This window comes from Phnomibacter sp. (genome assembly GCF_036803085.1).
Lineage (GTDB): Bacteria > Bacteroidota > Bacteroidia > Chitinophagales > Chitinophagaceae > Phnomibacter.
In genome coordinates this window covers 382,309-409,126 of record NZ_DAIRUZ010000003.1, presented here as the reverse complement: position 1 = coordinate 409,126, position 26,818 = coordinate 382,309, and the positions used below count along the sequence as shown (strand labels likewise).

23 protein-coding genes are annotated in these 26,818 nt (G+C 47.3%); 16 read left to right on the top strand and 7 right to left on the bottom strand.

Annotated features, from left to right (window positions below; genetic code table 11):
• The first annotated feature begins 254 nt into the window (after positions 1–254).
• The 5 genes from V7Q13_RS08750 (at position 255) to V7Q13_RS08730 (ending at position 5,887) form a co-directional block, all read left to right on the top strand.
• Positions 255–2,597, top strand: coding sequence for a glycoside hydrolase family 3 C-terminal domain-containing protein (locus V7Q13_RS08750; RefSeq protein WP_333800303.1), 2,343 nt, complete (start codon positions 255–257; stop codon positions 2,595–2,597).
• Positions 2,598–2,611: 14 nt separating this feature from the next.
• Positions 2,612–3,097: a very short patch repair endonuclease gene (locus tag V7Q13_RS08745; protein ID WP_333800302.1), complete on the top strand. Its 486-nt coding sequence runs from the start codon at positions 2,612–2,614 to the stop codon at positions 3,095–3,097.
• Positions 3,098–3,169: 72 nt separating this feature from the next.
• Complete coding sequence (locus V7Q13_RS08740) at positions 3,170–3,412, top strand: helix-turn-helix domain-containing protein (RefSeq protein ID WP_333800301.1); 243 nt, start codon at positions 3,170–3,172, stop codon at positions 3,410–3,412.
• On the top strand, positions 3,409–4,704 hold the full coding sequence (dcm, locus tag V7Q13_RS08735) for a DNA (cytosine-5-)-methyltransferase (protein ID WP_333800300.1): 1,296 nt from the start codon (positions 3,409–3,411) through the stop codon (positions 4,702–4,704). The genes V7Q13_RS08740 and dcm overlap by 4 nt, the downstream gene beginning before the upstream one ends.
• Entirely contained in the window at positions 4,676–5,887 is a 1,212-nt protein-coding gene (locus V7Q13_RS08730; RefSeq protein ID WP_333800299.1) for a type II restriction endonuclease, read from the top strand. The genes dcm and V7Q13_RS08730 overlap by 29 nt, the downstream gene beginning before the upstream one ends.
• Before the next feature lie 29 nt (positions 5,888–5,916).
• Here the strand turns inward: V7Q13_RS08730 and V7Q13_RS08725 are convergent, their stop codons facing one another.
• Positions 5,917–7,230, bottom strand: coding sequence for a Gfo/Idh/MocA family protein (locus tag V7Q13_RS08725; protein WP_333800298.1), 1,314 nt, complete (start codon positions 7,228–7,230; stop codon positions 5,917–5,919).
• 419 nt (positions 7,231–7,649) lie between these two features.
• On the opposite strand from V7Q13_RS08725, the gene V7Q13_RS08720 reads away from it, so the two are divergent.
• The 6 genes from V7Q13_RS08720 (at position 7,650) to V7Q13_RS08695 (ending at position 11,209) form a co-directional block, all read left to right on the top strand.
• A complete protein-coding gene (locus V7Q13_RS08720; RefSeq protein WP_333800297.1) occupies positions 7,650–8,606 on the top strand; it encodes a CPBP family intramembrane glutamic endopeptidase in 957 nt (318 codons plus the stop codon).
• Positions 8,607–8,608: 2 nt separating this feature from the next.
• Entirely contained in the window at positions 8,609–8,818 is a 210-nt protein-coding gene (locus V7Q13_RS08715) for a putative signal transducing protein (RefSeq protein WP_333800296.1), read from the top strand.
• Positions 8,819–8,851: 33 nt separating this feature from the next.
• Positions 8,852–9,712, top strand: a complete 861-nt coding sequence (locus V7Q13_RS08710) for a phosphatidate cytidylyltransferase (protein WP_333800295.1) — start codon at positions 8,852–8,854, stop codon at positions 9,710–9,712.
• An 18-nt stretch (positions 9,713–9,730) separates the two neighbouring features.
• Positions 9,731–9,955: a DUF433 domain-containing protein gene (locus V7Q13_RS08705; protein ID WP_157475928.1), complete on the top strand. Its 225-nt coding sequence runs from the start codon at positions 9,731–9,733 to the stop codon at positions 9,953–9,955.
• Entirely contained in the window at positions 9,955–10,320 is a 366-nt protein-coding gene (locus V7Q13_RS08700) for a DUF5615 family PIN-like protein (protein ID WP_333800294.1), read from the top strand. The genes V7Q13_RS08705 and V7Q13_RS08700 overlap by 1 nt, the downstream gene beginning before the upstream one ends.
• A gap of 232 nt (positions 10,321–10,552) precedes the next feature.
• The gene (locus V7Q13_RS08695; protein ID WP_157475926.1) at positions 10,553–11,209 is read left to right on the top strand and encodes a phosphatidylserine decarboxylase family protein; all 657 of its coding nucleotides are present in this window, start codon (positions 10,553–10,555) and stop codon (positions 11,207–11,209) included.
• A gap of 102 nt (positions 11,210–11,311) precedes the next feature.
• Here the strand turns inward: V7Q13_RS08695 and V7Q13_RS08690 are convergent, their stop codons facing one another.
• The 3 genes from V7Q13_RS08690 to V7Q13_RS08680 all read right to left on the bottom strand — a co-directional run bounded on the left by V7Q13_RS08690 (position 11,312) and on the right by V7Q13_RS08680 (position 15,219).
• Complete coding sequence (locus V7Q13_RS08690; RefSeq protein ID WP_333800293.1) at positions 11,312–12,868, bottom strand: DEAD/DEAH box helicase; 1,557 nt, start codon at positions 12,866–12,868, stop codon at positions 11,312–11,314.
• 755 nt (positions 12,869–13,623) lie between these two features.
• Positions 13,624–14,319: a YjjG family noncanonical pyrimidine nucleotidase gene (locus V7Q13_RS08685; RefSeq protein ID WP_333800292.1), complete on the bottom strand. Its 696-nt coding sequence runs from the start codon at positions 14,317–14,319 to the stop codon at positions 13,624–13,626.
• Between the two features lie 156 nt (positions 14,320–14,475).
• On the bottom strand, positions 14,476–15,219 hold the full coding sequence (locus V7Q13_RS08680) for a hypothetical protein (protein WP_333800291.1): 744 nt from the start codon (positions 15,217–15,219) through the stop codon (positions 14,476–14,478).
• Between the two features lie 93 nt (positions 15,220–15,312).
• Between V7Q13_RS08680 and V7Q13_RS08675 the strand changes: the two genes are divergently transcribed.
• The 4 genes from V7Q13_RS08675 (at position 15,313) to V7Q13_RS08660 (ending at position 19,510) form a co-directional block, all read left to right on the top strand.
• Positions 15,313–16,020, top strand: coding sequence for an SDR family oxidoreductase (locus tag V7Q13_RS08675; protein ID WP_333800290.1), 708 nt, complete (start codon positions 15,313–15,315; stop codon positions 16,018–16,020).
• Positions 16,021–16,110: 90 nt separating this feature from the next.
• On the top strand, positions 16,111–17,277 hold the full coding sequence (locus V7Q13_RS08670) for a Pycsar system effector family protein (RefSeq protein WP_333800289.1): 1,167 nt from the start codon (positions 16,111–16,113) through the stop codon (positions 17,275–17,277).
• 127 nt (positions 17,278–17,404) lie between these two features.
• Positions 17,405–18,574 carry an amidohydrolase family protein gene (locus tag V7Q13_RS08665; RefSeq protein WP_333800288.1) on the top strand — a complete coding sequence of 390 codons (1,170 nt, stop codon included), beginning with the start codon at positions 17,405–17,407 and terminating at the stop codon, positions 18,572–18,574.
• A 54-nt stretch (positions 18,575–18,628) separates the two neighbouring features.
• A complete protein-coding gene (locus V7Q13_RS08660) occupies positions 18,629–19,510 on the top strand; it encodes a flavin reductase family protein (RefSeq protein ID WP_333800287.1) in 882 nt (293 codons plus the stop codon).
• 78 nt (positions 19,511–19,588) lie between these two features.
• Here the strand turns inward: V7Q13_RS08660 and V7Q13_RS08655 are convergent, their stop codons facing one another.
• Together V7Q13_RS08655 and V7Q13_RS08650 are read right to left on the bottom strand one after the other, a co-directional pair.
• Positions 19,589–20,602 carry a glycosyltransferase family protein gene (locus V7Q13_RS08655; RefSeq protein ID WP_333800286.1) on the bottom strand — a complete coding sequence of 338 codons (1,014 nt, stop codon included), beginning with the start codon at positions 20,600–20,602 and terminating at the stop codon, positions 19,589–19,591.
• 5 nt (positions 20,603–20,607) lie between these two features.
• The gene (locus V7Q13_RS08650) at positions 20,608–21,459 is read right to left on the bottom strand and encodes a UDP-2,3-diacylglucosamine diphosphatase (RefSeq protein ID WP_333800285.1); all 852 of its coding nucleotides are present in this window, start codon (positions 21,457–21,459) and stop codon (positions 20,608–20,610) included.
• 215 nt (positions 21,460–21,674) lie between these two features.
• Between V7Q13_RS08650 and lysS the strand changes: the two genes are divergently transcribed.
• Positions 21,675–23,198, top strand: a complete 1,524-nt coding sequence (lysS, locus tag V7Q13_RS08645; RefSeq protein ID WP_333800284.1) for a lysine--tRNA ligase — start codon at positions 21,675–21,677, stop codon at positions 23,196–23,198.
• An 87-nt stretch (positions 23,199–23,285) separates the two neighbouring features.
• Here the strand turns inward: lysS and V7Q13_RS08640 are convergent, their stop codons facing one another.
• Positions 23,286–26,705, bottom strand: a complete 3,420-nt coding sequence (locus V7Q13_RS08640) for a hypothetical protein (RefSeq protein WP_333800283.1) — start codon at positions 26,703–26,705, stop codon at positions 23,286–23,288.
• Positions 26,706–26,818 lie beyond the last annotated feature (113 nt).

Below are 26,818 nucleotides of genomic sequence, written 5' to 3'. Positions count from 1 at the left end.
AGGCCGGGAGGCCTGCGAGAGAAGTGATATTTTAATACATCAGCGAAACTCCTTTATTCATCTGTGCAAATCCGCGTCCCATAAAATGGTTGGTGGTAGATGGTTGGTAGTTGATAGAAATACATCCGTGAAAATCCGTTTTCATCCTTTCAATCTGTGTCCTGTCGACTTTGCGTTGTAAGACATTTATTGACATACATCAATCCAACCCACCGGCTTTGCCTGCTAATTTGTGCAGCTAAACAACACAACACATGCGATTGATTGCAATGGCCGGCTGCCTGCTGCTGTCGGCACTGGTGGCACAGGCACAGCCCGCTGTTTCGGCCAAAGCCGCTGCACTGGTAGCCCAAATGAGCCTCGAAGAAAAAGCCCGCCTGGTAGTAGGCATGGGCATGAACATTCCCGGCTTACCCAACATGAGCAACGGCCCTACTGTAGGCCAAACCATGGACAAAGTGCCCGGTGCTGCCGGTACTACTTTTGCCATTCCCCGCCTCGGTTTGCGCACCACCGTGGTAGCCGATGGACCTGCCGGTGTACGCATTGCCCCTATACGTGAGGGTGATAAAAACAAAACCTACTACTGCACGGCTTTTCCTATCGCTACGCTGATTGCCAGCAGTTGGGATACCACACTGGCAGCCAATATTGGCAAGGCCATGGGCAATGAACTCAAAAGCTATGGCATGGATGTGTTGCTGGCGCCAGCCCTCAACATACACCGCAACCCACTCGGTGGCCGCAACTTTGAATACTACAGCGAAGACCCTATCGTCAGCGGATTTATGACGTCGGCAATGGTGAATGGTATTGAAAGCAATGGCGTAGGTACCAGCATCAAACATTATGCCGCCAACAATCAGGAAACCAACCGCAACCAGGTAAATACCATTGTGAGTGAACGGGCCCTGCGGGAAATATACCTGCGGGGTTTTGAAATAGCCGTGAAGCAAGCACAACCCTGGACGGTGATGAGCAGCTACAACCGTATCAATGGTGTGTCGGCGTCGCACAGCTACGAACTGCTCACCAGTATTTTGCGCAAAGAGTGGGGCTTTAAAGGCATGGTAATGACCGACTGGTTTGGCGGCTACGATGCGGTAGCACAAATGCAAGCAGGTAACGATCTGCTGATGCCCGGCACACCCAATCAGGTAAAAGACATAATAACCGCTGTTGAAAACGGCAAACTCTCTATGGCTGTGCTCAATGAAAATGCCGGCCGTATCACCGATTATATTTTGCGGACGCCATCGCAGCAAGGCTTTGCTTTCAACAATGCGCCTGATTTAACAACCCACGCAGCTATTGCCCGACAGGCTGCTGCCGAAGGCATGGTGCTCTTGCAAAACAAAGCACAAGCTTTGCCCCTGCCTGCAAGCGTGAAAAGCATTGCAGCCTTTGGCAATACCTCATACGATTTTATAGCCGGTGGTACCGGTAGCGGCGATGTAAACGAAGCCTACACCGTAAGCCTGGCCGAAGGATTGCGCAATGCAGGCTATACTTTGGATGCCACGCTGCAACAGCAATACACACAATACATTGCCGATGCCAAAGCCAAACAACCCGCCAAGAAATTCTTTTTTGAACTGCCGCCACCCATTGCCGAAATGCCCATCGACCATGCCCTGCTGGAAGCAAAAGCCAACAGCTGCGATGTAGCATTTGTAACCATCGGCCGCAATGCCGGTGAGTTTCAAGACCGGCAGCAGCCCAACGATTTTGACCTCACCACTGCAGAGCAAAACCTACTGCAGCAGGTAGCCACAGCCTTTCATGCCAAGGGTAAAAAAATGATTGTGATACTCAACATTGGTGGGGTGATTGAAACGGCCAGCTGGCGCCAACATGCCGATGCCATTTTGCTGGCCTGGCAGGGCGGGCAAGAAGGCGGCAATGCCGTAGCCGATATTCTCAAAGGCAAAGTGAATCCATCGGGCAAGCTCACCACTTCGTTTCCGTTGCAATATGCCGATGTGCCTTCGGCCAAGAACTTTCCTGGCATAGAGCTGAGTCAGGAAGAAGTGAAAAGTTCCTTTGGCATGAGCATGGGCAAGCCTTCGGAAGTAACCTACGAAGAAGGTATTTATGTAGGCTACCGCTACTATCAAACCTTTGGCAAGCCGGTAGCTTTTCCCTTTGGTTTTGGACTGTCGTACAGCCAGTTTCACATCAGCAAGCTGGTGCTGAGCCAATCACAATTTAAAGGCAGCATTACCGCTACTGTAACGGTTACCAACACGGGCAAAGTATCGGGCAAAGAAGTGGTGCAGCTGTACCTGAGTGCTCCGGCCCGTGCCATGCACAAGCCCGGTATGGAGCTGAAAACATTTGCCAAAACCAAACTGCTGCAACCCGGCGAAACGCAAACGCTGCGGTTTACCCTGCAGCCCAAAGACCTGGCTAGTTTTGATACGCAGCAAACCGCCTGGGTGGCCGAGCAAGGCACGTACATTGTGCATGCGGGCAATGCGGTGAACAGCATACACCAGCGGGTAAGTTTTACCTTGCCCACCAGCTTGCTGGTAGAGCAATGCCAAAAAGTATTGGTACCTCAGCGGGCCATCAACGAATTGCAACCGCCCCGGTAAACCTAATTGCAGGTGTGTATTTTCTACAACGGCTGTTGCGCAGGCAATGGCCGTTTTTTGTTGGTGTGGTGGTTAACTTTGGTGGTATGGCAGATGTGCATGATGCACTTACCCGCAGTAAAAACATGCGGGCAATCAAAAACAAAAACACAAAGCCGGAAATACTAGTCCGCAAATTTTTGCATGCACATGGCTATCGGTTTCGCCTGCATGTAACCAACCTGCCGGGGAAACCGGATATAGTGCTGCCTAAATACAAAACAGCCATTTTCATCCAAGGATGTTTCTGGCACAGGCATCAGCCTTGTAAGTATTACAGCCTGCCGAAAACCCGCACCGATTGGTGGGCGAAAAAAATAGGCCGCAACCAAACCAACGACAGCCAAAAGCAAGCCGCTTTATCAGCACTGGGCTGGAAAGTACTCGTTGTGTGGGAATGTGAACTCAAGCCGGTGCATCTCACCAACACATTCGCCAAACTTCTTTGGACGCTTTCCTGATGTCGGAAAGCAATTTCTGCAACGTGACTTAAAAGCCAACGGACTTTAAGTCACATATTCCAATTTGCCTGGATGGAAATTCAGGAAAAAATCGGAGCCCGGATTAAGGAGTTGCGGACAGAAAAAAATCTGACGCAAGAGGCTGTAGCATGGCGTTCTGAACTCGACAGAACATTCATGAACCATGTAGAAAACGGGCGTCGCAATGTTTCAATTCAAAGTTTAGAGAAGATTATAGTGAATGGACTGGATAGTTCATTTAAGGACTTTTTTTCCGCTGATGCTTTTTCAAAAAAAGGGAGGGCAAAAGCATGAAAAAACGTAATGGTGCAATTTTAGAAGAGAGTAAAATAATTGCAGTAGCTGAAAGGCTTTGGAAAGTTGCAGTGTTTGGGCCTGATAATTACAAGACGGCATTAATCAGTCATTATTTACGAACTAAGAATAGAAAGCAAAAGAAGGAAGCAATAGAGTTTGCTATTGATTTGCTGGAAGGATATTTTGAAGGCCCTATCTCTAATGAACTGGCTGAACAAGCATTACAGCAAATAATCAAGTTTGATGATGATGTCCTTTTCCCAAAACCAGCAAATCCAAAATTCACTTTCATTGATTTGTTTGCTGGCATCGGCGGATTCAGAATAGCTATGCAACGCTTGCAAGGAGAGTGTGTGTTTTCTTCTGAGTGGGACAAAATGGCACAACGAACCTACTACGCAAACTTTGGTGAGATACCGTTTGGAGATATCACGAAGGATAAAACGAAAGAATACATTCCCGATAGCTTCGATATTATTTGTGGTGGATTTCCATGTCAACCATTTTCAATTGCTGGGGTGAGTAAGAAAAACAGCCTTGGGCGTAAACATGGTTTTGACGATGAAAAGCAAGGAAACTTATTCTTCCATATTGCGGAGATAATTGAGAAACACAGACCGAAAGCTTTTTTTCTTGAGAACGTAAAGAATCTTGTTTCTCATGATAAAGGCAACACTTTTAAAGTGATAAAGGAAACGCTTGAAAGTCTGGACTATTCATTTCATTCAAAGGTGATGAATGGAAAGCATTTTGTGCCTCAACACCGAGAGAGAACCTTCATGGTTGGATTTGATAAAAGACGATTTAACGGCAACGAAGATTTTAGATTTCCTGAATTACCAGAGCCGACAAAGAAGGTGAAAGATATACTTGAAAAGAGAGTAGATAAGAAGTATACTTTGACCGATAAGCTGTGGCAATATCTTCAAGACTACGCCATCAAGCATAAAGAGAAAGGGAATGGTTTTGGATTTGGTCTTGTTGATCTCAATGGCATCAGTAGAACCATTAGTGCCAGATATTATAAAGACGGCTCTGAAATTTTGATTCCTCAAAAAGATAAAAATCCACGGCGACTGTCTGTAAGAGAAGCAGCGAGGCTGCAAGGATATCCTGATCATTTTATTGTTGAAGCCGTTTCGATGAATCAGGCCTATAAGCAATTTGGAAATTCTGTTGTAGTTCCATTGATAGAAGCTATCGGCGAAAACATTGTTGATCAGCTTTATCGCATAAAAACAAACATTCACACGTACACATATGAATCAGTCAATAAGGAAGTATTTTAAGGGTATTGCAGCTAAAAGGCTAAGTGAAGTTGAAATAAGACCAAGTAGATCTAATCAACATGAATTCAACGGCACTTCAATGATGAGGGAGCTATTAGGTTCTGAGCGTAGAGTATTAGAAACGACATTTCTTTTTATTAGTGACGATGAAAACTCAAAAGCTAGCGAAGATAGTACTACAACCTGGTATGATGCTAGAGAGAAACACTCAACACGAATAGAATATCGACTATACTATAAGGATGTCGCTGTTTTATCAAAAGTGAACAAAGATGACCTTTTAGTATTTTGCTTACTAGAATCAGGTAAAGCACTAGTGATATTAGCACCGAAGGATTCAACTATTGAGAAACAAGTATTATGGCTGTTTGGCTTACTTGAGGTAGATAGAAAGTTTATAGTTAAGAACTTTGATACAGAAAATCTCGAAATTTCATTTGCTCGAAATTATATATTGGAATCGATAGGATTCGAAGTCCAAGTAGAAGAAAGCAATTTTATAGATTTGATATTGGCAAAATTTGGAGGGACATTTCCGAGTACCGAAGTGTTCTCTACTTTCTCAAGGAGTACACTAACTGGAGTGTCAGCCATAGATGATCCAGATCTTGCATTAATACTTTGGATGCAACAGGAAGAAAAACTTTTTAAGGTTTTAGAAAAGTATTTAGTCGAAGAAAAACTGAAAAAGGGTTTTGGGAATGATGGTGTTGATGTCGATGATTTTATTAACTATTCACTATCGATTCATCAGAGAAGAAAATCAAGAGCCGGTTGGGCTTTTGATCATCATGTTGCAGAAGTATTAAGACAAAACGGGGTGTTGTTTTCACGACAAAGCTCTACAGAAGGGAAAAATAAACCTGACTACATATTTCCAAGTATTCAGCATTATAAAGACCCAGCTTATTTAGATGGCTTATTAACTATGCTTGCTTTAAAAACTACAGCAAAGGATAGATGGCGGCAAATACTTCCTGAAGCAAATAGAATTAAAGTAAAGAACTTACTAACATTAGAGCCTTCAATTTCTATTGATCAAACAAACGAAATGAAGAATGCTTCAGTAAAATTAGTAGTGCCTAAAGAAGTGAAACTTTCATACACTCAAGATCAACAAGATGAAATTTTAGACATGAGGATGTTTATTTCTGAAGTGTTATTAAAACAGAACTCGGTTTGAATTATTCTGTGTATTGTAATCTAAACCCCTCACCCCAACTTCCACCCATTCGCATACTTCGGTAGCAGCAGTTTGTTCGCGGCTTTTTCGGCAAAGCGTTGTTGGGTGGCGTTCCAGTGCAGGCTTTGGTGGGTGCGGAGGGCGGCATTGCCCATGTGGCACACCTGTGCTACCAGTGCACCCGCTTCTATGGGGCAGTTGAGGCTGGCGGCATCGCGGCTTTTCACCGCCGCTACAAAATTGGCCGTGTGTAAGTCCAGCCCGTTGTCTACTCTTTTTTGCCAGGCAATGGCTTCCATTTTCGGTTGCTTCTTGTCCATTTCGGGGCGTACTTCCCAGCCATCGCGGTTGAGCAGCAGGGTGCCTTTGTCGCCGGTAAAGGCAATGCCGTGATTGAGGCCATACAAGCCGTATTGCCGGCCCATGGTGTGCTCCCATGTCAATTGGAAATGCGCAAACTCATACAAGGCCGTTTGTGTATCGGGGGTTTCCCGTGCATCGGTGGGGTAAGCCAGGTGGCCACCAAAACTGCTGATGCGTTCGGGCATTTGTGCTTTCATGCCCAGCAGCACCATATCTATGAGGTGCACGCCCCAATCGGTCATGAGGCCGCCGGCATAATCCCAGTACCAGCGAAAGTTGTAATGAAAGCGGTTGGGGTTGAAAGTACGGTTGGGAGCGGGGCCCAGCCACATATTGTAATCTACCCCCGCAGGCACCGGCGCATCGGCGGCAGGCGGCAGTATGCCGTGGCCATTGTACATCCAGGCTTTGGTTTGGGCAATGGTGCCCAACTTACCACTGTGCACAAAAGCTATGGCATCTTTAAAATGCTGCTGGCTGCGTTGCCATTGGTTTACCTGCACCATGCGCTGGTGTTGGTTGGCCGCGGCTACCATCAGGGTGGCTTCGCCAATGCTGTTGCTGGCAGGTTTTTCTACATACACATCTTTGCCGGCGGCACAAGCATCGGCCAGCATGAGGCAGTGCCAGTGATCGGGTGTGGCAATGATGACGATGTCCACGTCTTTATTGGCCAGCATTTGCCGGTAGTCTTTGTACAAGGCAGGCTGCTGCTGTAGTTTTTCGAGTTCGCTTTTGCGGCGCTGCAATACGGCGTCGTCTACATCGCACAAAGCCACGCAGGTTACTTCGGGCAGCTTGAGCATGCTGGTAAGGTTGGCCCAGCCCATGCCGTTGGCACCAATGAGGGCCACGCCAATTGTATCGTTGGCACTTACCCGCTTGCGGTAAGCAGCCAGCAAATCCATGGGTATACCTGCCAGCAGGGCCATGCCGGCGCCAAGGGTGGCACCTTGTTGCAAAAACGAACGACGTTTCATACAGCGGAAAATTTTAGAGAGCTAAATATAAGGAAGGGAAGAGCCAATGAGCCAATGATTTCGCACAGAGCACCCGGAGGGTTATTTGCCTTCGGCAAATGAGGATTATTTCGCACAGAGGTTAGGAGGGCCCGGAGAAATGAAAATAGCATCCGTGAAAATCTGTTGGCATCAGTTTTATCTGCGTCCCATGTTTTCGCACAGCTTGTGCCGCAGCAGGTGGGAGCGGTTAGGGGGCGGAGAAATGAGAACAGTATCCGTGAAAATCCGTTTTTCATCCTGCCAATCCGCGTCCCTTGTTTTCTCCGTTACCTCCGTTTCTCTGCGGTAAAATAATCTTAGCGGCTTCGTGTCTTCGCGTTGAAACACTTTTGTGTCGCTTAGTGCCTTCGGGTTGAAACGCTTTTCTTTGCAGCTGTATGAATAATCCAATACTCAACAAGGGGTACAGCCATCTGGGTCAGCTGGGCATTTTGCTCGGCCTTATTGGTATCGGGCTGGTGGCCGGCAGTTTTGTATCTATGGGCGTGTGGACCGGCATGACCGGCCAGGGTATGGCCACCATGCTCACTGATATGCAGCAGCCCCGCTTTGCCAACGCTGCCAAAGTGGTGCAACTCATGGGCACATTGTTTGGTTTCTTTTTACCTGCTGTTGGCTATGCTTTCATTTGCTTTCGCAATGGATGGGATGCATTGGGCTTTGCCAACAACTGGAACTGGAAACTGATGGGCCTGAGCCTGCTGCTCATATTGTGCAGCGGCCCACTGATTGATGCTCTTACCAGCATCAACAAAGCCATTCCTATTTCAAAAGCCATGCGTACCTATTTCGATAACATGGAGCAGAACTATGAAAAGCAGGTGAAAGCTATTGCCGATATCCGCAACGGCGGCCAGCTGCTCATGAGCCTGCTGATGCTGGCCCTGCTGCCTGCCGTGTTTGAAGAAGTATTGTTTCGGGGTGGCTTGCAAAGCCTGCTGCTGCGCTGGTGGAAACAACCTTGGGTGGCCATTGTGGTGGCGAGTATTGTATTTAGTGCCATACATGGCAGCTGGTATGGCTTTTTGCCCCGCATTGTACTGGGCATGTTGCTCGGCGGTATTTTTTATTACACCCGCAATATTTGGTACGCCATATTGGTTCATTTTGTAAACAATGCTATGGTAACCCTGTACATGTATTACCTGCATGCACAGCAAAAACCAGTAACACTGGCCAATGAAAGCAGCCTGCCTTTGTGGGCGGGAGGTATTTCGCTGGTGATTGTGGTGGCTGTTTTTTTCGCCATGAAAAAAACACAGGAAGGCATCGTGCCACGGGAAGTATTTTACGACCGATTCAACCCTTTTGACGAAAGAAATAACGTAGCATAAATATGAACTGGGTACTACTGCACAAAACCGCCATTTATACCGAAGCGGCCATATTAAAAGGCAAGCTGGAAGACAACAATATTCCGGTACAAATACTCAATAAGCAAGACAGCATGTATATGCTTGCACTGCCGGGCTTGCACGAAATATATGTGCCGGGACAACTGAAAGAGTTGGCGCTGTCTGTTTTGCAGGAGGCACTCAGCAATTAAACGACCGATCCTTTCATTACAACCCATTTTAGTATGGCACTCAATGCAGCAGTTTTCAGAACCCGGGCACTTAGTGCCATTGTGTTTGTCATCATTATGCTCGGTGGTTTGCTTTGGAACCACTGGAGTTTTCTCTTGCTCTTCAGCATCATTCATGTAGGGTGCTGGTGGGAGTATTTCAATCTGCAGGAAAAAATTCAGCAGACTACTTATAGTTTTTTAAGCCGTGTGGGTATGATATTGGTGGGCTACAGTGTAGTACTGTTGCAATGTGGTGATGCGTTTCAAATCAACGGGTACCATCTTTCGGGTAGCAGCATTGGTGTCACCATCATAGCAGGGCAAGTACTGTTTCTGTATGGATTGTTTACCGATCGAAAGAACAAATCTACCGGCACCATTGTATCCGCTTTTTTGGGTGTTTTTTACATCAGCCTCAGCATTGGTTTTATGTTGTCATTGCGGCAGCAAAACATGAACAGTTTTCTGGGCGATTTTGGCTGGCTCTACCCTATGCTACTCATTGCTTCCATCTGGATTAATGATACCATGGCCTACATTGTTGGATCGATGATTGGCAAAACACCACTCAGTAAAATTTCGCCGAAGAAAACCTGGGAAGGCACTATTGGCGGGGCGCTGCTGGCGGTGGTAGTGGTTACAGGTGTAGCTGTGTGGTGGCTGAAAGCCGATTGGAAAATAACAGCCGCCATTGCTGCTACGGCTGCAGTAATGGGCACGTTGGGCGATTTATTTGAAAGCTACCTGAAACGCCGTGCAGGTGTAAAAGACAGCGGTAATATGATGCCCGGTCATGGTGGCTTTCTCGACCGCTTCGACAGCCTGCTGATAGCTACACCGTTTGTGTGGTTGGTGGTGAAAATATTTGAGTAATTTTAAAAAAAGAATGCCATGGACTGGAACACATACATTGAACATAATCCGGAAATCATGTTTGGTAAACCAGTGATTAAAGGAACCCGGATTCCTGTTGCCCTCATCTTGGAAAAACTAGGTCATGGCATTTCAGAAGAAGAACTATTGAAAGCCTACCCAAGGCTTTCCGTTGAAGCTATAAGAGCTGCACTACTGTATGCAGCAGACAATGCTACGCATGAAAAAGTAATGGTTTTTTGATGACTAACAGCATTGCCATTGTTACCGATGAATGCGTGGATTACGCCATTACCACAACGCTCAGAAACGCTGGTTTTGAGGTATATGCCATCAGCGAACAAAACCCCGCTATCAAAGACAAAGATGTTTTAGCCATTGCATTTGCACAGCAAGCTTTGCTCATAACCGAGGATAAGGATTTTGGAGAATTGGTGATTCGTTTGCAGCTTCCAAACAATGGCATTTTATTGGTGAAAATGATGGAAGCACACTCACAAATAAAAGCAGCGTTGGTGCACCAAATTCTTCAACAATACAATACAACCTTGCTGAAAGCCTTTTCTGTATTGGATGCAAACAAGTTCAGAACAAGAAGCACCACGTAGCTGTTCGATGTGTAATTCGGTTTTTTGTTTCGGGTTTGTCGTTTTTGGTTTGATGTTTTAGGCAGCGTATGATTTTGCTACAACAAAGTCTGTAAAACCGTTCACACGTGTACAGGCCGCCGGACAAATGAACAATAAACACCAAACCAACAACCAAAAACAGCATTCGCAATCATTCAGGTTCAACGGTGCAAACCATTACTTTTGCCGTTCACAATAACCAGTACTTTTCATGACCATTCATAAAGAAGGATTTGCCAGCATTGGCATTGCCACCCTCATTTTAGGCGCCATCAACGGTTTATCGGTGTGGTTTCTCAGCCAGCAATACCCCGTGTTGTCGCTCCTCATTTTCATTGTTACGTTTGGCTTGTGGCTCTTCATCATTTCTTTTTTCCGCCTGCCCAGCCGCCAGCTCACCATCGACGATAAAAAAATCATTTGCCCCGCCGATGGCAAAGTAGTGGTGATAGAAGAAACCGTGGATGAAGAATACTTCAAAGGCAAACGCTTGCAGGTAAGCATCTTCATGAGCCCGTTGAATGTGCATGTAAACCGCAATGCCGTAACCGGCGAAGTGGTGTACAGCAAATACCACAAAGGCAAATACCTGGCTGCCTGGCATCCCAAATCGAGCACCGAAAACGAACGCCACAGTGTGGTGTATCAGGTGGGCCACAACGAAATTTTGGTGAAACAAATAGCCGGTGCCCTGGCCCGCCGCATTGTCAATTACCTGAGCGAAGGCATGCAGGTAAAGCAAGGCGACGAAATGGGCTTCATCAAATTTGGCAGCCGTGTAGACTTACTGCTGCCATTGAATGCACGGGTAAAAGTGAAGATGGGTGAAATGGTAAAAGGCGGTGTAACCGTGCTGGCCGAATGGTAACGCTCTTGTATTGCAGTTTATCATTTTTACGAATAAAAAAACCTCACAGCATGCTGTGAGGTTTTTTGTTTTCAGTGATGTGGGTACAACACTGCGGTGTATTTACCAACGATCATCGTCGTTAAACAGTGGCGTTACAGGTGCCACATGCTTGCTGTTGAAATCGTCTTTCACTACTTCCTTTTTGGGCGGCATGGTGAGAGCACCAGTTGGCTTTTTAAACTTACGTGCCGGTGGCTGCGCATTGCTTTGCTGTACCTGTCCGTTGCCTGCCATTGGCTGCTGTGCCGGGCGTGGCTGCGGCCGCTGGTGCTGCTGCTTCGGCTTTTGCACGGGTGCTTGCTGAGCAGCTACAGGTTTTTCCTTCTGGGCTGCAGCAGGTTGCTGTTGCTGCGGTCTTGGCGGACGTTGCTGTTGTTGCCTTTGACCTTGTTGCTGGTTACGTGCTGGCTGTTGTTGGCGGCGCTGTTGATGCTGCTGACGTGGCTGTTCTGCTTTTACATGCACCGCATTGGCGTTGCCCACAAACGGATGATCTTGCACCACCGGTATTTGCTTGCCAATGAGTTTCTGAATGTCTTTCAGGTAAGCTCTTTCTTCTGCTTCGCAAAAAGAAAATGCCACACCACTGGCACCTGCACGACCGGTACGGCCAATGCGATGGACATAGCTTTCGGGAATGTTTGGTAATTCAAAGTTGATGACATGACCGAGATCGTCGATGTCGATACCACGGGCAGCAATATCTGTAGCTACCAACACCCGTATCACGCCTTTCTTAAAATTTTGCAAGGCCAGCTGACGGGCATTCTGGCTTTTGTTGCCATGAATGGCGGCAGCTGTTTCACCAACCCGCATCAGGTCTTTTACCACCCGGTCGGCGCCATGCTTGGTGCGGGTAAATACCAGCACACTTTTTATTTCAGCATGTTGCTTCAGCAAGTGTTGCAGCAATGCAGGCTTGTCTTTTTTACTCACGTTGTAAATGAACTGCTCAATGGTATCGGCCGTTGAGCTGGCAGGCGTTACTTCCACTTTTACCGGGTTGGTCAAAATGGTATTGGCCAGTGCCTGAATATCGGGCGGCATGGTAGCGCTGAAAAACAAACTCTGTCTTTTTTCAGGTAGTTTGGTAATCACTCTTTTTACGTCGTGAATAAAACCCATGTCGAGCATGCGGTCGGCTTCGTCCAGCACAAATACTTCCAGTTGGTGCAGGCTCACGAAACCCTGCTGCATCAAATCGAGCAGACGGCCCGGTGTAGCTACGAGAATATCTACACCACGCTGCAATGCATTTACCTGTGGTTGCTGGCCCACACCACCAAATATAACGAGGTGCTGCAGGGGCAGGTTTCGGCCATAGGCCTGCAGGCTTTCTTCAATTTGAATGGCCAGCTCACGGGTAGGTGTTAATATGAGGGCACGAATTTTTTTTTTGTGCGACGCCTTTGCCGGCTGTTGATGCAGGTATTGCAAAATGGGCAGCGAAAAAGCGGCTGTTTTTCCGGTACCTGTTTGGGCACAACCGAGCAGGTCGCGGCCTTCGAGCAAGTGCGGAATGGCTTGTGCCTGAATGGGTGTGGGCGTTGTGTAGCCTTCGTGTTGCAAGGCTTTCAATAGTGGGTCTATCAAACCCATTTGGTCAAATGTTTTCATAACCAGGTAGGCAGGTGGAGCATGCACAAAGCATGTTTCACTTGTCGTTTCTTGTTTAAATAATGTGAGATAATCGGCGTTGCCAATGATGAAATGGGAGCTGTTTGGATGGCACATCCACTGGAGAAGTGGTGAATGAAAATTTGCCAAAAACGCTGCCAGGCTACACCTTAACAACAGGAGTTAGCTTTTGCTAATCCGCGGCGAAGATGCAGCTTTTAATGTTAATGCGCTGAGAAAGAAAGATTGATACCGATTTTCAGTCATCAATGCCATCTTATTGCCCAAGGTGGGCTTGCTGTATCTATATCGATTTGATATACTTGCCTATTGCACAAACCCGAAGTAGTGAAAATGTTTAAACCATTGGTCGTAGTCATTGCCATTTCATAGCCCACGGTTTAAACCGTGGGCTAGCAGCAAACCATCAACAGCTTAAACCGTTTTAACGGTTTACAATAGATGAAATAGCTATATCGATTGGTATTGGGAGGTAATCTGTCACCCCTTCGGGGTTCAACCAATCGTTACATGTAACTGCGCTATAATAATGCCATCCCTTCGGGATTGGGTGTTCTGCATTGTTTATGTCTTCTGGTTATCAAAACAATTAAGGGGTGAAGCTTGTAAGAATTAAAAATCAAAAGCACAAAACCCCGAAGGGGTGAAATGATTATAGCAGCATCCAAAACCAACTGCATTGCTAACTCCGGAGGGGTGGCATAAAATTGTACATAAAGCAGCTGTTGCACCGCTTATAAAATATCCTCCAACTCTTTCAAATGATGAATGATATAGGTGGGTTGCAGGTCGGTTTTTTCATGAATGTGGTTGACAAAAATGGTATCCAATCCGGCATCCATGGCGCCTTTGATATCGGCATCGAGATTGTCACCAATCATAATGCTGTTGTGCGTGGCAGCACCGGTTTGCTGCATGGCATAGTCAAAAATTTCTTTGTGCGGTTTTAGCGACATGGCTCTTTCGCTGGTAATCACTTCGCCAAAAAAATGCTCGATTTGACTATTGCGCAATTTGCCCAACTGCACTTCTTCAAATCCGTTGGTGATGAGGTGCAGCTGATAGCCTTTCCCTTTCAGGTACTCAATAATTTCAATCGTGTACGGAAAGAGTTTGGTTTTGGTAGGCAGTATTTCCAGGTACTGCTGGCTCATGAGTTTGGAGAGTTTTTCATCGCCCAGTTTAAACTCCAACAAGGCATGCCACATGCGTTTCCAGCGCAGTTCTTCTTGCTTAATGAAGCCATGATGATAGCGATCCCACAAGCGTTTGTTGTGGTAGGAGTAGCGTTCAAAAAAAGCATTGAAATCGGGGGTGAGTGTTTCGTGCAGGCGGTTGTGGTGATACACTTCGTGCAGCGTGTCGTGGCTGTTGGCTTCAAAATCCCACAGGGTATGATCGAGGTCGAAAAACAGGTGCTGGTATTTCATAGATGGAAGAGGTGCTTATGGTTTTCGGCTTTGGTATGTGGCTGATTTTTAGGACAAATACTCAATAGAATTACAACTCTTGAGCCTTGCACAAATGTGCATAGAAGAACTTCAACCGCCATATTATCAAGTCGATATTACCTGCTATGGTGGTCTTTATCGCATCCATCCTTCTATTTTATAATTCTTGCTAAATAACTTTCTTTCTTGTCCGCCATTGCCGGGCTTAAACCAAATTTCAAATCTAGCGGCATATGGCTGTCCCCAATCTCCTTCGTAAATAGTAAAATGCGAAGTTGTTCCAAATTTTTTAATGCTATCTGTTGGGTTATAAACTTTAACCAAACTTGTCATTGGAAGCCTGTCAGTTGATAAAGCATACTCTTGTGTGATTTCAAACGCCTTCAAATAAATTGTTCCACTTTCTATTTTGTTAGTCCAAAAGTCAAATTCATACAAACCTGGTTGAAATGAATTGTATAACTGAAAGTCTGTTTGCTTTACGGCTCTATTTGTAATGCTGTCTGGTTTATTTTTTCCGAAATCAAGATCAACGGGTTCGTTAAGCTGGATGTTTGTGGGAATTTGTAGATTATTTGCCCATTCGTCAGGTCGTCCTTGTTCAATAAAAAACATTGCTATTGCATAAAAAATAAAAGCAGCAATTGTCCCACCGAAAATTGCTAAACTCAATAAACCTGTCCACCACTTTTTTCTTGTAAAAAGATAAATCGCAGAAATGAAAACAGTGAGTAATCCAAGGCCAAATAATGGGAAAGCTATGCTTCCCAATATCCTTTTTCTAAAAATTTCAGAAAGTCCAAATGTCAAACAACACGCAAACCAAAATAATATTGGTCGCCACCATTTGTCAAAACAGAACCTTAGAAATTTTCTCATTTGCTTTAAGTTAGTGGTATGTCGTCCGACCATAGCAGGTATCACCGATATTTGCGCAAGCTACATTGCTTCCATCAAACTGTTTCATTTCGCATGATTATCCTCATCACCGGTGCCAGCCGCGGCATTGGTTTCGCCATCGCCGAACAATTTGCTGCCGCCAGCGAACCGAACCTGCTGGTGCTTGTATCCAAACAAGCAGAGCCCTTGGCCAATGCGGCTGATACCTTGCGCAACCGCTATCCTGCACAAACCATTGTACACTATGCCTGCAATCTGGCCGATGCACAAGCGGTGCAAGCCTTGGGCGATTGGTTGCCGGCACATGTAGGCATACCCGATGTGTTGGTGAACAATGCGGGTTATTTTTTGCCCGGCAGTATTCACAACGAACCTGCCGGCACACTCGAAGAAATGTTGCAGGTAAATCTGCTATCAGCTTATCATCTTACCCGTGCTCTTTTGCCCGGTATGATGGAGCGAAAAAGCGGCCACATTTTCAACATGTGTTCCATTGCCTCATTGCAGGCATACAGCAATGGTGGCAGCTACAGCATCAGCAAGTTTGCCCTGCTGGGTTTTGGTCAAAACCTGCGGGAAGAAATGAAGTCCTTCGGCATTAAAGTAACCAACATTATGCCCGGTGCCGTATGGACGGATAGCTGGGCGGGCAGCGGTGTGTCGCCCGACCGCATTATGGAAGCCAACGATATTGCCAAGCTGGTGGTAACAGCGTCGCAACTGAGTCCGCAGGCTTGCATAGAAGACCTGGTAATACGACCGCAGCTCGGCGATTTGTAAAGAAATCTTTATCAAACTTCAGAACCTGACGAATGGCATAGTTGCCCGTTCGCATTCAACTTAATTTCGGGGCCAATCAATCATTTGTGTATGGAGTTGGAAGCCCTGAGGCAGGCTACTGCGGCTCACATTCAGCAGTTGTATCAGCAGCAACAAACTGCAGATTTATGCTACCACCACCACGGGTACCTTACCCAAACGGTGGAGCGTATCCGCCTCATTGCGGCAGCCAATCATACAGCGTATGAAACAATGTTGATAGCAGAGCTGGCGGCCTGGTTTCATGCCCTCGGTTTTTTGCAACGGCAAACAGAACACCCCGAATCGTTTGGGGCCATGCTGGCCAAAGAATGGTTGCACCAACAGCAAGTACCCGAAGCCACTACCCAACAAATAACGCAATGCATTCTGGCCGCTTACGATTTGCCCGTACAGCCAACTGAAGCTCAACTGTTGCTGCACGATGCTATTCACTTCGACTATGGCAGCGCCGATTGGGATATCAAAAGCAAACTGCTGCAGCAAGAAATGGAATGGTTGCAACACCGCAGCATCAGCAGCCGTGAGTGGAAAATGCTGCAGCTGGGCATGCTGGAAAAACATCAGTACCATACGCCTTTTGCACAGCAAACACTGGAGCCGGTCAAACGCTTTCACCTGGAGCAGTTGCACAAATCGCTGGGCAAAAAAAGCCTGAAAAAAGAAGAAGAGCAACAACAACTGCCCTATGCCAATGTAAGCCGTGGGGTAGAAACCATGTTTCGCTTGCTCATTCGTACCAACTTCGATTTAACCGGCCGCGCCGATACCAAGGCCAACATTCTTATCTCCATCAACACCATCATTGTGTCGGTGCTGTTTACCACGGTAGCGGCCCGTATTGATGAATTTCCGTATCTGCGCATTCCGGTGATAGTAATGACGGTGTGCAACCTCAGCACCATTGTGCTGGCATTGCTGGCTACCATTCCGCGGCGTGGCCGCAAACCGTATTGGGACATGCACAACGAACCCAAAACCGACCTCTTGTATTTTGGCAACTACACCCGCATGACCCGTGAAGAATACCACGCTGAAATGTTCAAGATGATTGCCAACCCCGAAGCAGTGTACACCTACATGATGGACATGAACCACGACATGGGCCATGCCCTCAACAAAACTTACCGCTACCTCAATGCAGCGTATTATGTATTCCTGTTTGGCTTTGTGGTATCGGTGATTCTGTTTGGTGTAGCATTGTTGTATTTTAAGTAGGGTTGAAGTTGATGAGTAAAATGGTTGACAGGTTCCAATCATCAACAACCATCTGCAGAACTATCTGTTGCCCATACCTTCGGCTGTCGTTTTTTTGTGCCTCATTCATTTGCCCAAAACCAGCTGCATGCAATACCAGCGTTTTACTGCCGATGTCGTTTTTACCGGTGAAGCCGTGCTTACCCAACACGCCGTTATTGCCAATGCACAAGGCACCATTATTGACGTAGTGCCACTGAAGCAGGCCGGCAGCGAGGTGCAACACTTCAAGGGTTGGCTTTGCCCCGGTTTTGTAAATGCGCATTGCCACCTCGAACTCAGCCACATGTTGGGGCGCATACCCGAGCATACAGGCATGGTCGATTTTTTGCTGCAGGTCATGTTTAACCGGCAAGCCGATGCAGAGCTCATACAATACGCTATGCACAATGCGGTCGAGCAAATGCTGGGGCATGGCATCGTGGCCGTGGGCGACATTTGTAATACCGCCAACAGTGCCGCCATCAAACAACACAGTTCTCTTTATTGGCATAGCCTCGTAGAAATATCAGGCTTTGTACCAGCAGCTGCGTTGCAACGTTTTGAGCAAGGCATCGCCGTCATGCAGGCATTGCAGCAACACCAGCCCGCTGCGCAACTGAGTGTGGTGCCCCATGCTCCCTATTCAGTATCGGGCAAGTTGTACGAGTTGATTGCACAACAAACACAAACGGTGGTGAGCATGCACAATCAGGAAAGTGTGGCGGAAGAAATGTTGCTCACCCAAGGCAATGGAGATCTCTTGCGTTTGTATGAAGCCATTGGCGTCAACATCGATTTTTTTACACCAAAAGGCAACAGCAGTTTGCAGCATGTAGCCGATTGGTTGCCGCAGCAGGGCAACCTGTTGCTGGTACATAATTGCCACAGCACCGCCGATGATATTGCACTCATGCAACAACGGCAACAAGCTGTGTATTGGTGCTTTTGCCCAAGGGCCAATCAATACATTGGCAACCCGCTGCCCAATGTGCCGTTGTTTATAGAAAAAGATGCCCGCATTTGCCTCGGCACCGATAGCCTGGCCAGCAACCACAGCCTGAGCATACTGGCCGAAATGCAAACGCTGCAAGCGGCGTTTCCGCAGCTCCAACTGGCGCAACTGTTGCAATGGGCAACGTACAATGGTGCTGCTGCGCTGGGCATTCAGCAGCAGTACGGCCAGCTGAAACCCGGCATGAAACCCGGCTTGCTGTTGTTGGAAAATGTGGCTGCCAATGGCGACATCAGTCACAGCAGCATACAGCGTTTGTGCTGATATTTGCGCCGTTCTTTTGCTATCGCAACAATGTTATCTTTTTAAATCGCTGCTATGAAAATTATACCCGGTGAAGTTCCAGTAATGCAATTGCATCAATACATGGTGGGTGCTGTATCGCCACGCCCTATTTGTTTTGCCAGCACGGTAGACAAGGACGGTAACGTGAACCTTAGCCCGTATAGTTTCTTCAACATGTTTGGCAGCAATCCGGCTACGTTAATTTTTGGTGCTACCCGCAGACTGCGCAACAATACCAATAAAAACACCTTGGAAAATGTGCTTGAAACAAACGAGGTAGTGATTAATGTGGTGAACTACAACATGGTGCAGCAAATGAGCCTGAGCAGTTGCGAGTATCCTAAGGGTGTAGATGAATTTGTGAAAGCAGGTTTTACAAAACTGCCCTCGGAAAAAGTGAAACCACCACGGGTAGCAGAAAGCCCGGTACAAATGGAATGCCGGGTAAAGCAAGTGATTGAAACTGGCAGCGAAGGTGGCGCCGGCAACCTCATCATTTGCGAAATACTGGTGATGCACATCAACGATGCCGTGCTGAATGTACAACAACAAATAGACCCCCACAAAATAGATTTGGTAGCCCGCATGGGTGGCGATTACTACTGCCGTGCCAGTGGCGATGCCGTGTTTGCCGTACCCAAGCCCAACACCGCTTTGGGTATTGGCATCGATCAACTACCCGAAAGCATCCGCAGCAGCAACATACTTACCGGCAATCATTTGGGCATGCTGGCCAATGTGCAGCAACTACCCGAAGCCGATCCGGCTTTTACTGATGATACCTGCAAAAACATTGTGCAGTATTATGCCAACAATCCGGAAGAGATGGAAAAAGAATGCCATCGCTACGCGGCTCAATTGCTGCATCAAGGGCATGTAAATAATGCCTGGCAGGTATTGCTACTAACGATGTAATTTTTTACTGCAAACTGCGCATTGCAAACTGCAAACTTTTTAAAGGTTCTGTAAACGCTTAGCGAACAATTTATATTGCTACGCAACCATCATGGGTTGCTGCTGTAGTGCCAATGCAAGCACATGCTCCACTGTCTGTGCTACGTTATTGGCTTGCTGCGCAATAGCAGGCTGTGGTTGTTGCAACCAGTTGGCTATGTCCTGATGAAAATGTGGCGTGTCCGCATCGTCCAACACTTGTACACCCATTTGCTGCAGTGCTGCTGCATTGCAGCGTTGCTCATACTGCCCACGAATGGGAATGCTGAGCAACCGTTTGCCGAGATACAACGCTTCGGCTGGTGTTTCAAAACCACCGCCGGTGATGAGCCCGTGGCAGTGAATCAAACTCTTGTTGAACAATTCCTGATCCACCGGGAAATAGGTAATATTTTCTACCCGTTCAATTGCTTCAACGTCCTTCAAAAACCAATGAAAGTGTACATGTTTCATTTGCTTAAAATGGCGAAGCAGGCAGTGCTGTTCGTAGGCAGGTAAGTACACAGTTACGTGTCCGTTATCCAACGGATCGGCGTTCAAAAAAGATTCTTTAATGACTGGCGGAAGGATAAAAGAATCGTACTGCTGAAAGTGAAGGCCCACATAATGCGTGGCAGGTGCGTACTGTTTTAAAATGAGTTCGCCCATGAGGCTGCGCTGCGCAGGGCGTGGTGTTTGTGCACTCATAAAACTGGCCTGATGTCCAAATTGCACCGAAGGCAACCCTTTCATTTTGCAAGCTTTGGCAGTGATAAAATCAAAGTCGTTCAGGATGACATCGTACTGTTCCAGTGGTAGGTCTCTGGCTTCGCGGGTAGCCCTGAACAAACTGTTTTCACGCCACATTTTTTTATAATCCAAACCACCACAGGCGCTGTAAAACAAACTCATGCCTTTGCTGCTGTATCGTACAGGCAGTTGTGCAGGAAGCGTTGCATTGGCGCCACTCAAAAACACATCTACCTTACCATGCTGTTGCAGGTAAGGCAGCAATTGCGTAGCCCTGCTAATGTGCCCGTTGCCCGTGGCTTGTACGGCATAAAATATTTTCATGTATATCAGGTTGTATAGTCCAGCACCAGTGAGTGGATGTACAGCATCACTTCCTCACTCATTACATTAAGGCGGGGTTTTTCTTTGCTGATGAATGTGGGGGCAAGTGGCGTTCTTTCATCGTATTGATAGAGGTGCCAATCGTTGTTGTAGTATTCCAGCGCTGTCAGGTTTTCTACCCAATCGCCGCTGTTGAGGTATTGCACCGATCCTTTGCCCGTAGTAATGGTGCGTTGTTGTGGCTGGTGTATGTGACCACAAATCACATAGTCATATTTCTTTTCGATGGCAAGTTCTGCAGCGGTTTGTTCAAAGTTGTCTATCCATGCTACCGCCTTCTTAACACTGGCTTTAATTTTTTTGCTGAAGCTCATTTTTTCTTTGCCAAAAAGTTTGAGCGTCCAGTTGATAAAACTGTTGATGAGGATGAGCAGGTCGTAGCCTTTGCCGCCCAGTTTGGCCAATATTTTAGCACTACCCTTGGTGCTGGCATCAAACACATCGCCATGAAAAATCCAGCACATCTGGCCGTTTATTTCCATCACCAGCTTGTCGGTGATTTGAAAATTGCCGAGGCTTAGATCGCTGTATTTGCGCAGCAGTTCATCGTGATTGCCGGTGATGTACACCACACGGGTACCACTGCTGGCCAGCCGGCATATTTCACTTATCACTTCGAGGTGTGCAGCAGGAAAATAACGTTTGCTGAAATTCCAGATGTCAATAATATCACCGTTGAGAATGAGCAGCCGTGGCTGAATGCTGCGGAGATAATGCAGCAATTCCGCTGCGTGACATCCGTAAGTGCCTAAATGTACATCGCTGATGACGGCCACATCTACCGGACGTTTTTGCATGGCGGCTTGTGTTTCTCAAATGTTGCCTTTACATGTTACCCTGCCGTTACCGCCGTGTTACGAAATATTGACGTTGGCATTAAGAAAACATGAACAGTAACGTTGCTCTGGTTGCTGTTTCGAACGGGCTTTTACAAAACCATGGCTTGTTACATGCGGCTTCAATGGGCGAAAGCTTACCTTTGCCGCCCTCCAAACCAGCAAAGGTTTTTATTATGAGTCAACAACTGAGTGAACAGGAAATCATCCGTCGGGAAAAACTGGACGCCCTCAAGGCTGCCGGCATTGAGCCTTATCCCGCCGCCCTTTATCCGGTCAATAGCTATTCTACCGATATCAAAGATGGCTTTTCCGAAGAACAGAAAGATGCGTATGCCAACGTATGTGTGGCCGGTCGCATCATGAGCATCAACGATAAGGGCAAGGTGTTTTTCATTAAAATACAAGACAGCAAAGGCATCATTCAACTCTACGTTCGCCGCGATGACCTCTACCCCGGCGAAGACAAAAACGAGTGGGAAGTGCTGGTAAAGCGGGGCCTCGACTTGGGCGATTATATTGGTGTAACCGGCTTTGTGTTTGTGACCAAAACCGGCGAAACCAGCATTCATGCCCAAAGCCTGACCCTGCTGGCCAAAAGCCTGAAGCCCCTGCCCGTAGTAAAGCGGGATGAAGAAGGCAATGTGTTTGACGAAGTAACCGACCCCGAATTCAAATACCGCCAGCGCTATGCCGACCTGGTGGTAAACCCCGACGTAAAAGAGGTGTTCTTAAAACGCACCAAACTGGTAAATACCATCCGTGAGTTCCTGAATGAAAAAGGCGCTATTGAAGTAGATACGCCGGTGTTGCAAGCCATTCCCGGTGGTGCTGCAGCCCGCCCGTTCATTACACATCACAATGCGTTGGATGTGCCCATGTACATGCGTATTGCCAATGAGCTGTACCTGAAACGCCTCATTGTGGGCGGTTTCGATTGGGTGTATGAGTTCAGCCGCAACTTCCGCAACGAGGGCATGGACCGCACCCACAACCCTGAGTTTACAGTGCTGGAATGGTACACGGCCTACAAAGATTATTTCTGGATGATGGAAGTAACCGAGCAGTTGTTCGAAAAAATTGCGCTGGCATTGCATGGCACTACCGAAGTGGTACTGGGCGATAAAATCATCAACTACAAAGCACCGTTTAAGCGCATCAGCATTTTTGATGCCATTAAAGAAAATACCGGCATCGACATCAGCGGCATGGATGAAAACCAACTGCGGGATGTGTGTAAACAACTGCACATTGATGTAGCACCCAGCATGGGCAAGGGCAAGTTAATTGATGAAATTTTCGGCAGTACCAGTGAGCACACGTTTATTCAGCCTACGTTCATCATCGACTATCCGGTGGAAATGAGCCCGCTGACCAAGAAGCACCGCAGCAAGCCCGGATTGGTGGAGCGTTTTGAGCTCATGGTGAATGGTAAAGAACTGGCCAATGCTTACACTGAGCTGAACGACCCCATTGATCAGCGTCAGCGTTTTGAAGATCAGGTAAAACTGATGCAGCGTGGCGATGATGAAGCCATGTTTATCGACTACGATTTTCTCCGTGCCCTGGAATATGGCATGCCGCCAACCTCTGGCATCGGCATTGGCATCGACCGCCTCTGCATGTTCATGATGAATCAGGTGAGCATTCAGGATGTACTGTTTTTCCCCATGATGCGTCCGGAAAAGTTTGACGAATAATACAAGTACATTTTTTCTTCGGGGAAAAGAAAAAGGCACGGCGGTCAAATGATCGTCGTGCCTTTTTATTGGGAGAAATGTTATGTATTAAAAATCGAAGCCGAGGGCAAAATACCATGCTGGCTTGCCTTTGAAGAAGCCACCCATGGGCCAGCCGGCATCCACCTTCAGGAAGTAGCCGAGCAAGGTACTGCGGGCACCAAAACCATAGCCACCAATGAAGGGGCCAACGCCACCGGCTTTGATGTTGATGCGAACCGGATTGTTGGGGTCGCCGGCGCCATACACCACATTGGGGCGGGAGATGCCTTTGAACGTTCCTTCCCAAGCACTACCTAAATCAAAAAACTGAATCAACTGAAAGTTGCGGAGGAAGGCATTGTTGATGGGCTTATTGAAGAAAGTGCTGAACACGGGCAGCCTGAATTCGCTGTTGATGACAACGGCGTTGTTGCCATTAGCCACATTTTGCTGGTAGCCACGCAGGTTTACGGCCAAGGTTTGATAGAGGTAGTTTACCCCTTGTGTTGGGCGGTTAGCGTTGTTGAACTTGGGCGATATCCAACCATCGGCACCACCCAGGTAGTAAATGAGTTTTTGGTTACCCCAGCTAATGTCGGCAGCACCACGCACTGCCCAAATAAAGTTGCGGTAAATGGGTACGTAGTAGCGGAAGTCGGCCCCCATGTTGTAGGTAAACTGGTTGGTGGCTTTTTGGCCGGCCAGCAGGGCAGATTTTTGCAAGCCCATGATGGTTTCCATGTACACTTTCCAGCGGAGACCATTCCAGATATTGGTGGTTTTCAGCAGTGAGTTATCGTGCACATATTCGGCCCGAAGGTTGGCGTATTCCAGGTTTTCGTCTTCTTGCTTCAGCGATAACGGATCCACGGCACTCACAATTACCCGGTCGAAACGAACACCACCAATCAGGCGTACACTCCGCACTTTATCCAGCGGATAGGTAACATTGCCCTGATACAGGTTGGTGATGATTTTGCCGGGATAAATAAAGGATGCATTGGGGAAAGTAACGCCCACATTGCTGTTTTTGGAGCGGTAGTACATGGCACCCCAGTCAATGCGTTTGCGGCGGTTTTGGAAATCGATAAAAAACTCATTGTCGGCAAGATTTGCACCCGGCTTCATACCACCGCTGATGCGGTAGTCTTCCATTACATCGCTCAGGCTGGCCATGAGCAACCAGCTCAGGTTGTTGCCATTGTTGAGCTGTACGGGGCCACTGCCACCCTGGTAGGGCTGGTAGCGGGTGAGTACCATAGTATTGGTTACACCAACCGATGCCAAATCGTTGCTGAAACGGAGTTTGTATTTATACAGTTTGGCCGATTCCAGCAGGCGTTTTCTTTCCAGTGTTTTATCTACTTCTACCGGGCCGGTTATTTTGGTGATGCTGTCATTCTTCTTTACAAACTCCCCAAGGAAAGACATATCGCCGGTGCTGTCTTCTTTGGCGGTTTGGGTTTGGTATAGGGTGCCTGTTCCTTTCTCCCGCCGTAGTTCGGTTTGTACTTCTTTTACGTAGTCGGTGGGTCGGGCACTTACGTTGCGTTTCCGCAGGGTTACACTATCTACCCTCAGGCGGTACAGCATTTTCAGGCCGCTTTGCTGGGTTACTTCGGTTACCTGTCCTTTATCGCCGGCTATGCGGCTTTCGAGCAGGCTGCTTTGGTAGTTGGTGAGGGGGAAGGTGTAGGTAGAATCTTTGGTGAGAGCAATGAGGCCAATAGAATCGGGCTCGGAGCGGTCCCATGCTTTCAGCGTACTGTCTACTTCTTTGAGTGAAGGGTTGCGTAGTATTTCATCGCCAATAATCACCAGTGTATCGAGGCCTTCGGCTTTGGTGGTAAAAAAGCCGGCGTAGCGGTTAGCCACCCCACTTTCGTCACTCACAAATGTGAAGTGGTTCATGTTGTACTGCGTGGGGTAGCGGGCATTGCCAAACTGCAGGTTGGAGAGTTGCGTAATCTGGCGGAAGCCACCTTTGTCATCTACATCGGCCAAAAACACATTGTATCGGTAATCGCTGGGCAATGATGTATCGGCACCCACAGTGGTTGCAGTAGGGCGGTTGCTGCTGAAAATGATGCCATATTTATTGGGGAATGAAACAAAAGAAGCGTCTACATCATCCCACACATCGTTGGTAATCTGCTCTACTTTGGCCGTTTCTATGTTGTACACAAAAATGTCCGTATGGCCATTTTTCACGGCACTCAAAATCAGGCGTTTGTGGTCGAGGAAATACTGGGCATCCTGTACCTGGTCAAAAGGCAGGTCTACTTTTTTGGTTACGCTGGCATTCACCAGATCGTAAATCATCAGTTTCACTTTATCCTTTTCCCAGTAAATAACGGCGAGCCGGCTGCCCTTGCCATCCCAACTCATTACGGGGTACACAGGGTTGCGTTCGTGCTTGTACGTACGAATGCCGCTTTTGATGAGCACTTTGCGGTTTACAAAATTTTCGTACAGCGATACATTGTAAAAGCCTTTTTTGTACTCAGCTACGGCGTACGTGTACGACCGTGCATTGGGGTTGGCAGCAAAGTGGTAAAAATCCTGATCCTTGTTGATGTCTTCTGTAACGGCAATGCTACCCTTGGGGTAGTTGCGGCGGCCACGGATATCGGCATAGTACTTTTCCGTTTCCTGCTCCATCATATCTTTCAGTACATCTTTCAGCTTTTTGCGGCAAATGCGTAGCGAAGCATTGTTGGTGTTTTTGTACAAAATGGAGAGGTACAAAAAGTAGGTGACGTTTTCTTTTTTGTAATTATTGGCCAGGTAATGAAAAAACGCCTGCCCTGCCAATTGAGGCCTGTCGAAAGCCAAGGCATAAAAGTTTTTGTACTCATTGGCCAGCAAGGCATTTTTCAGTTCATCATCTCTTTCAATGCTCCAGTTTTCGGCAGCGTAGGCCACGTAGCCATCGGTGAGCCATTTGGGCAAATCAAGCAGGGCGGCGTTGCTGGCTACTTCGCCCAGGTTTTCGCCAAACAGGCGGTTGTCTACCAATATGCGGGCAATGCCCTGCCGAATCTGGCGACGCAGGTCGGCGTGGTTGCCGTTGAAGTAGAGAATCATTTTATTGTTCACCAGCCGTGTCATACCACCGGGGTCGGCTTCGGCATTTTCCAATCCAATGTTGGTGGCTTCGGCATCGTCGTAGCTGTTGTACAATACCACATTGGCCCGGCGTTGCAGGGCTATTTCTGTAAAAGCTTCCAGCTGCGGCAGTTCTTCTTCGGCCACTTGCAGCACATATTTGGCCAGCTCCAAACCACCTTCGGTAAAATGAATATTGAAATTGTCGGTTTGATAAAAACGCCAGTTGTACTTGCGGTACTGAATACGGTTTTTGCCAAACTGTACCGCCGATACCTGTGCCATGCCTTCGGCAACAGATACCAGTGTGAGCAACAGCAGGGCAAAACGCAGGAACAGCGAATGATATTTGGGCATACGATTGTTGGATATAAGCATGATAATGAACGAATTTTAAAGGTAGCAGAATATTGCTATTGGCATGGGCTACCGTTTAAGGGTTAGTTGTTTTAACAGTACGCTGACAGCCAAAAGAGTGCATTTTTGCCGGC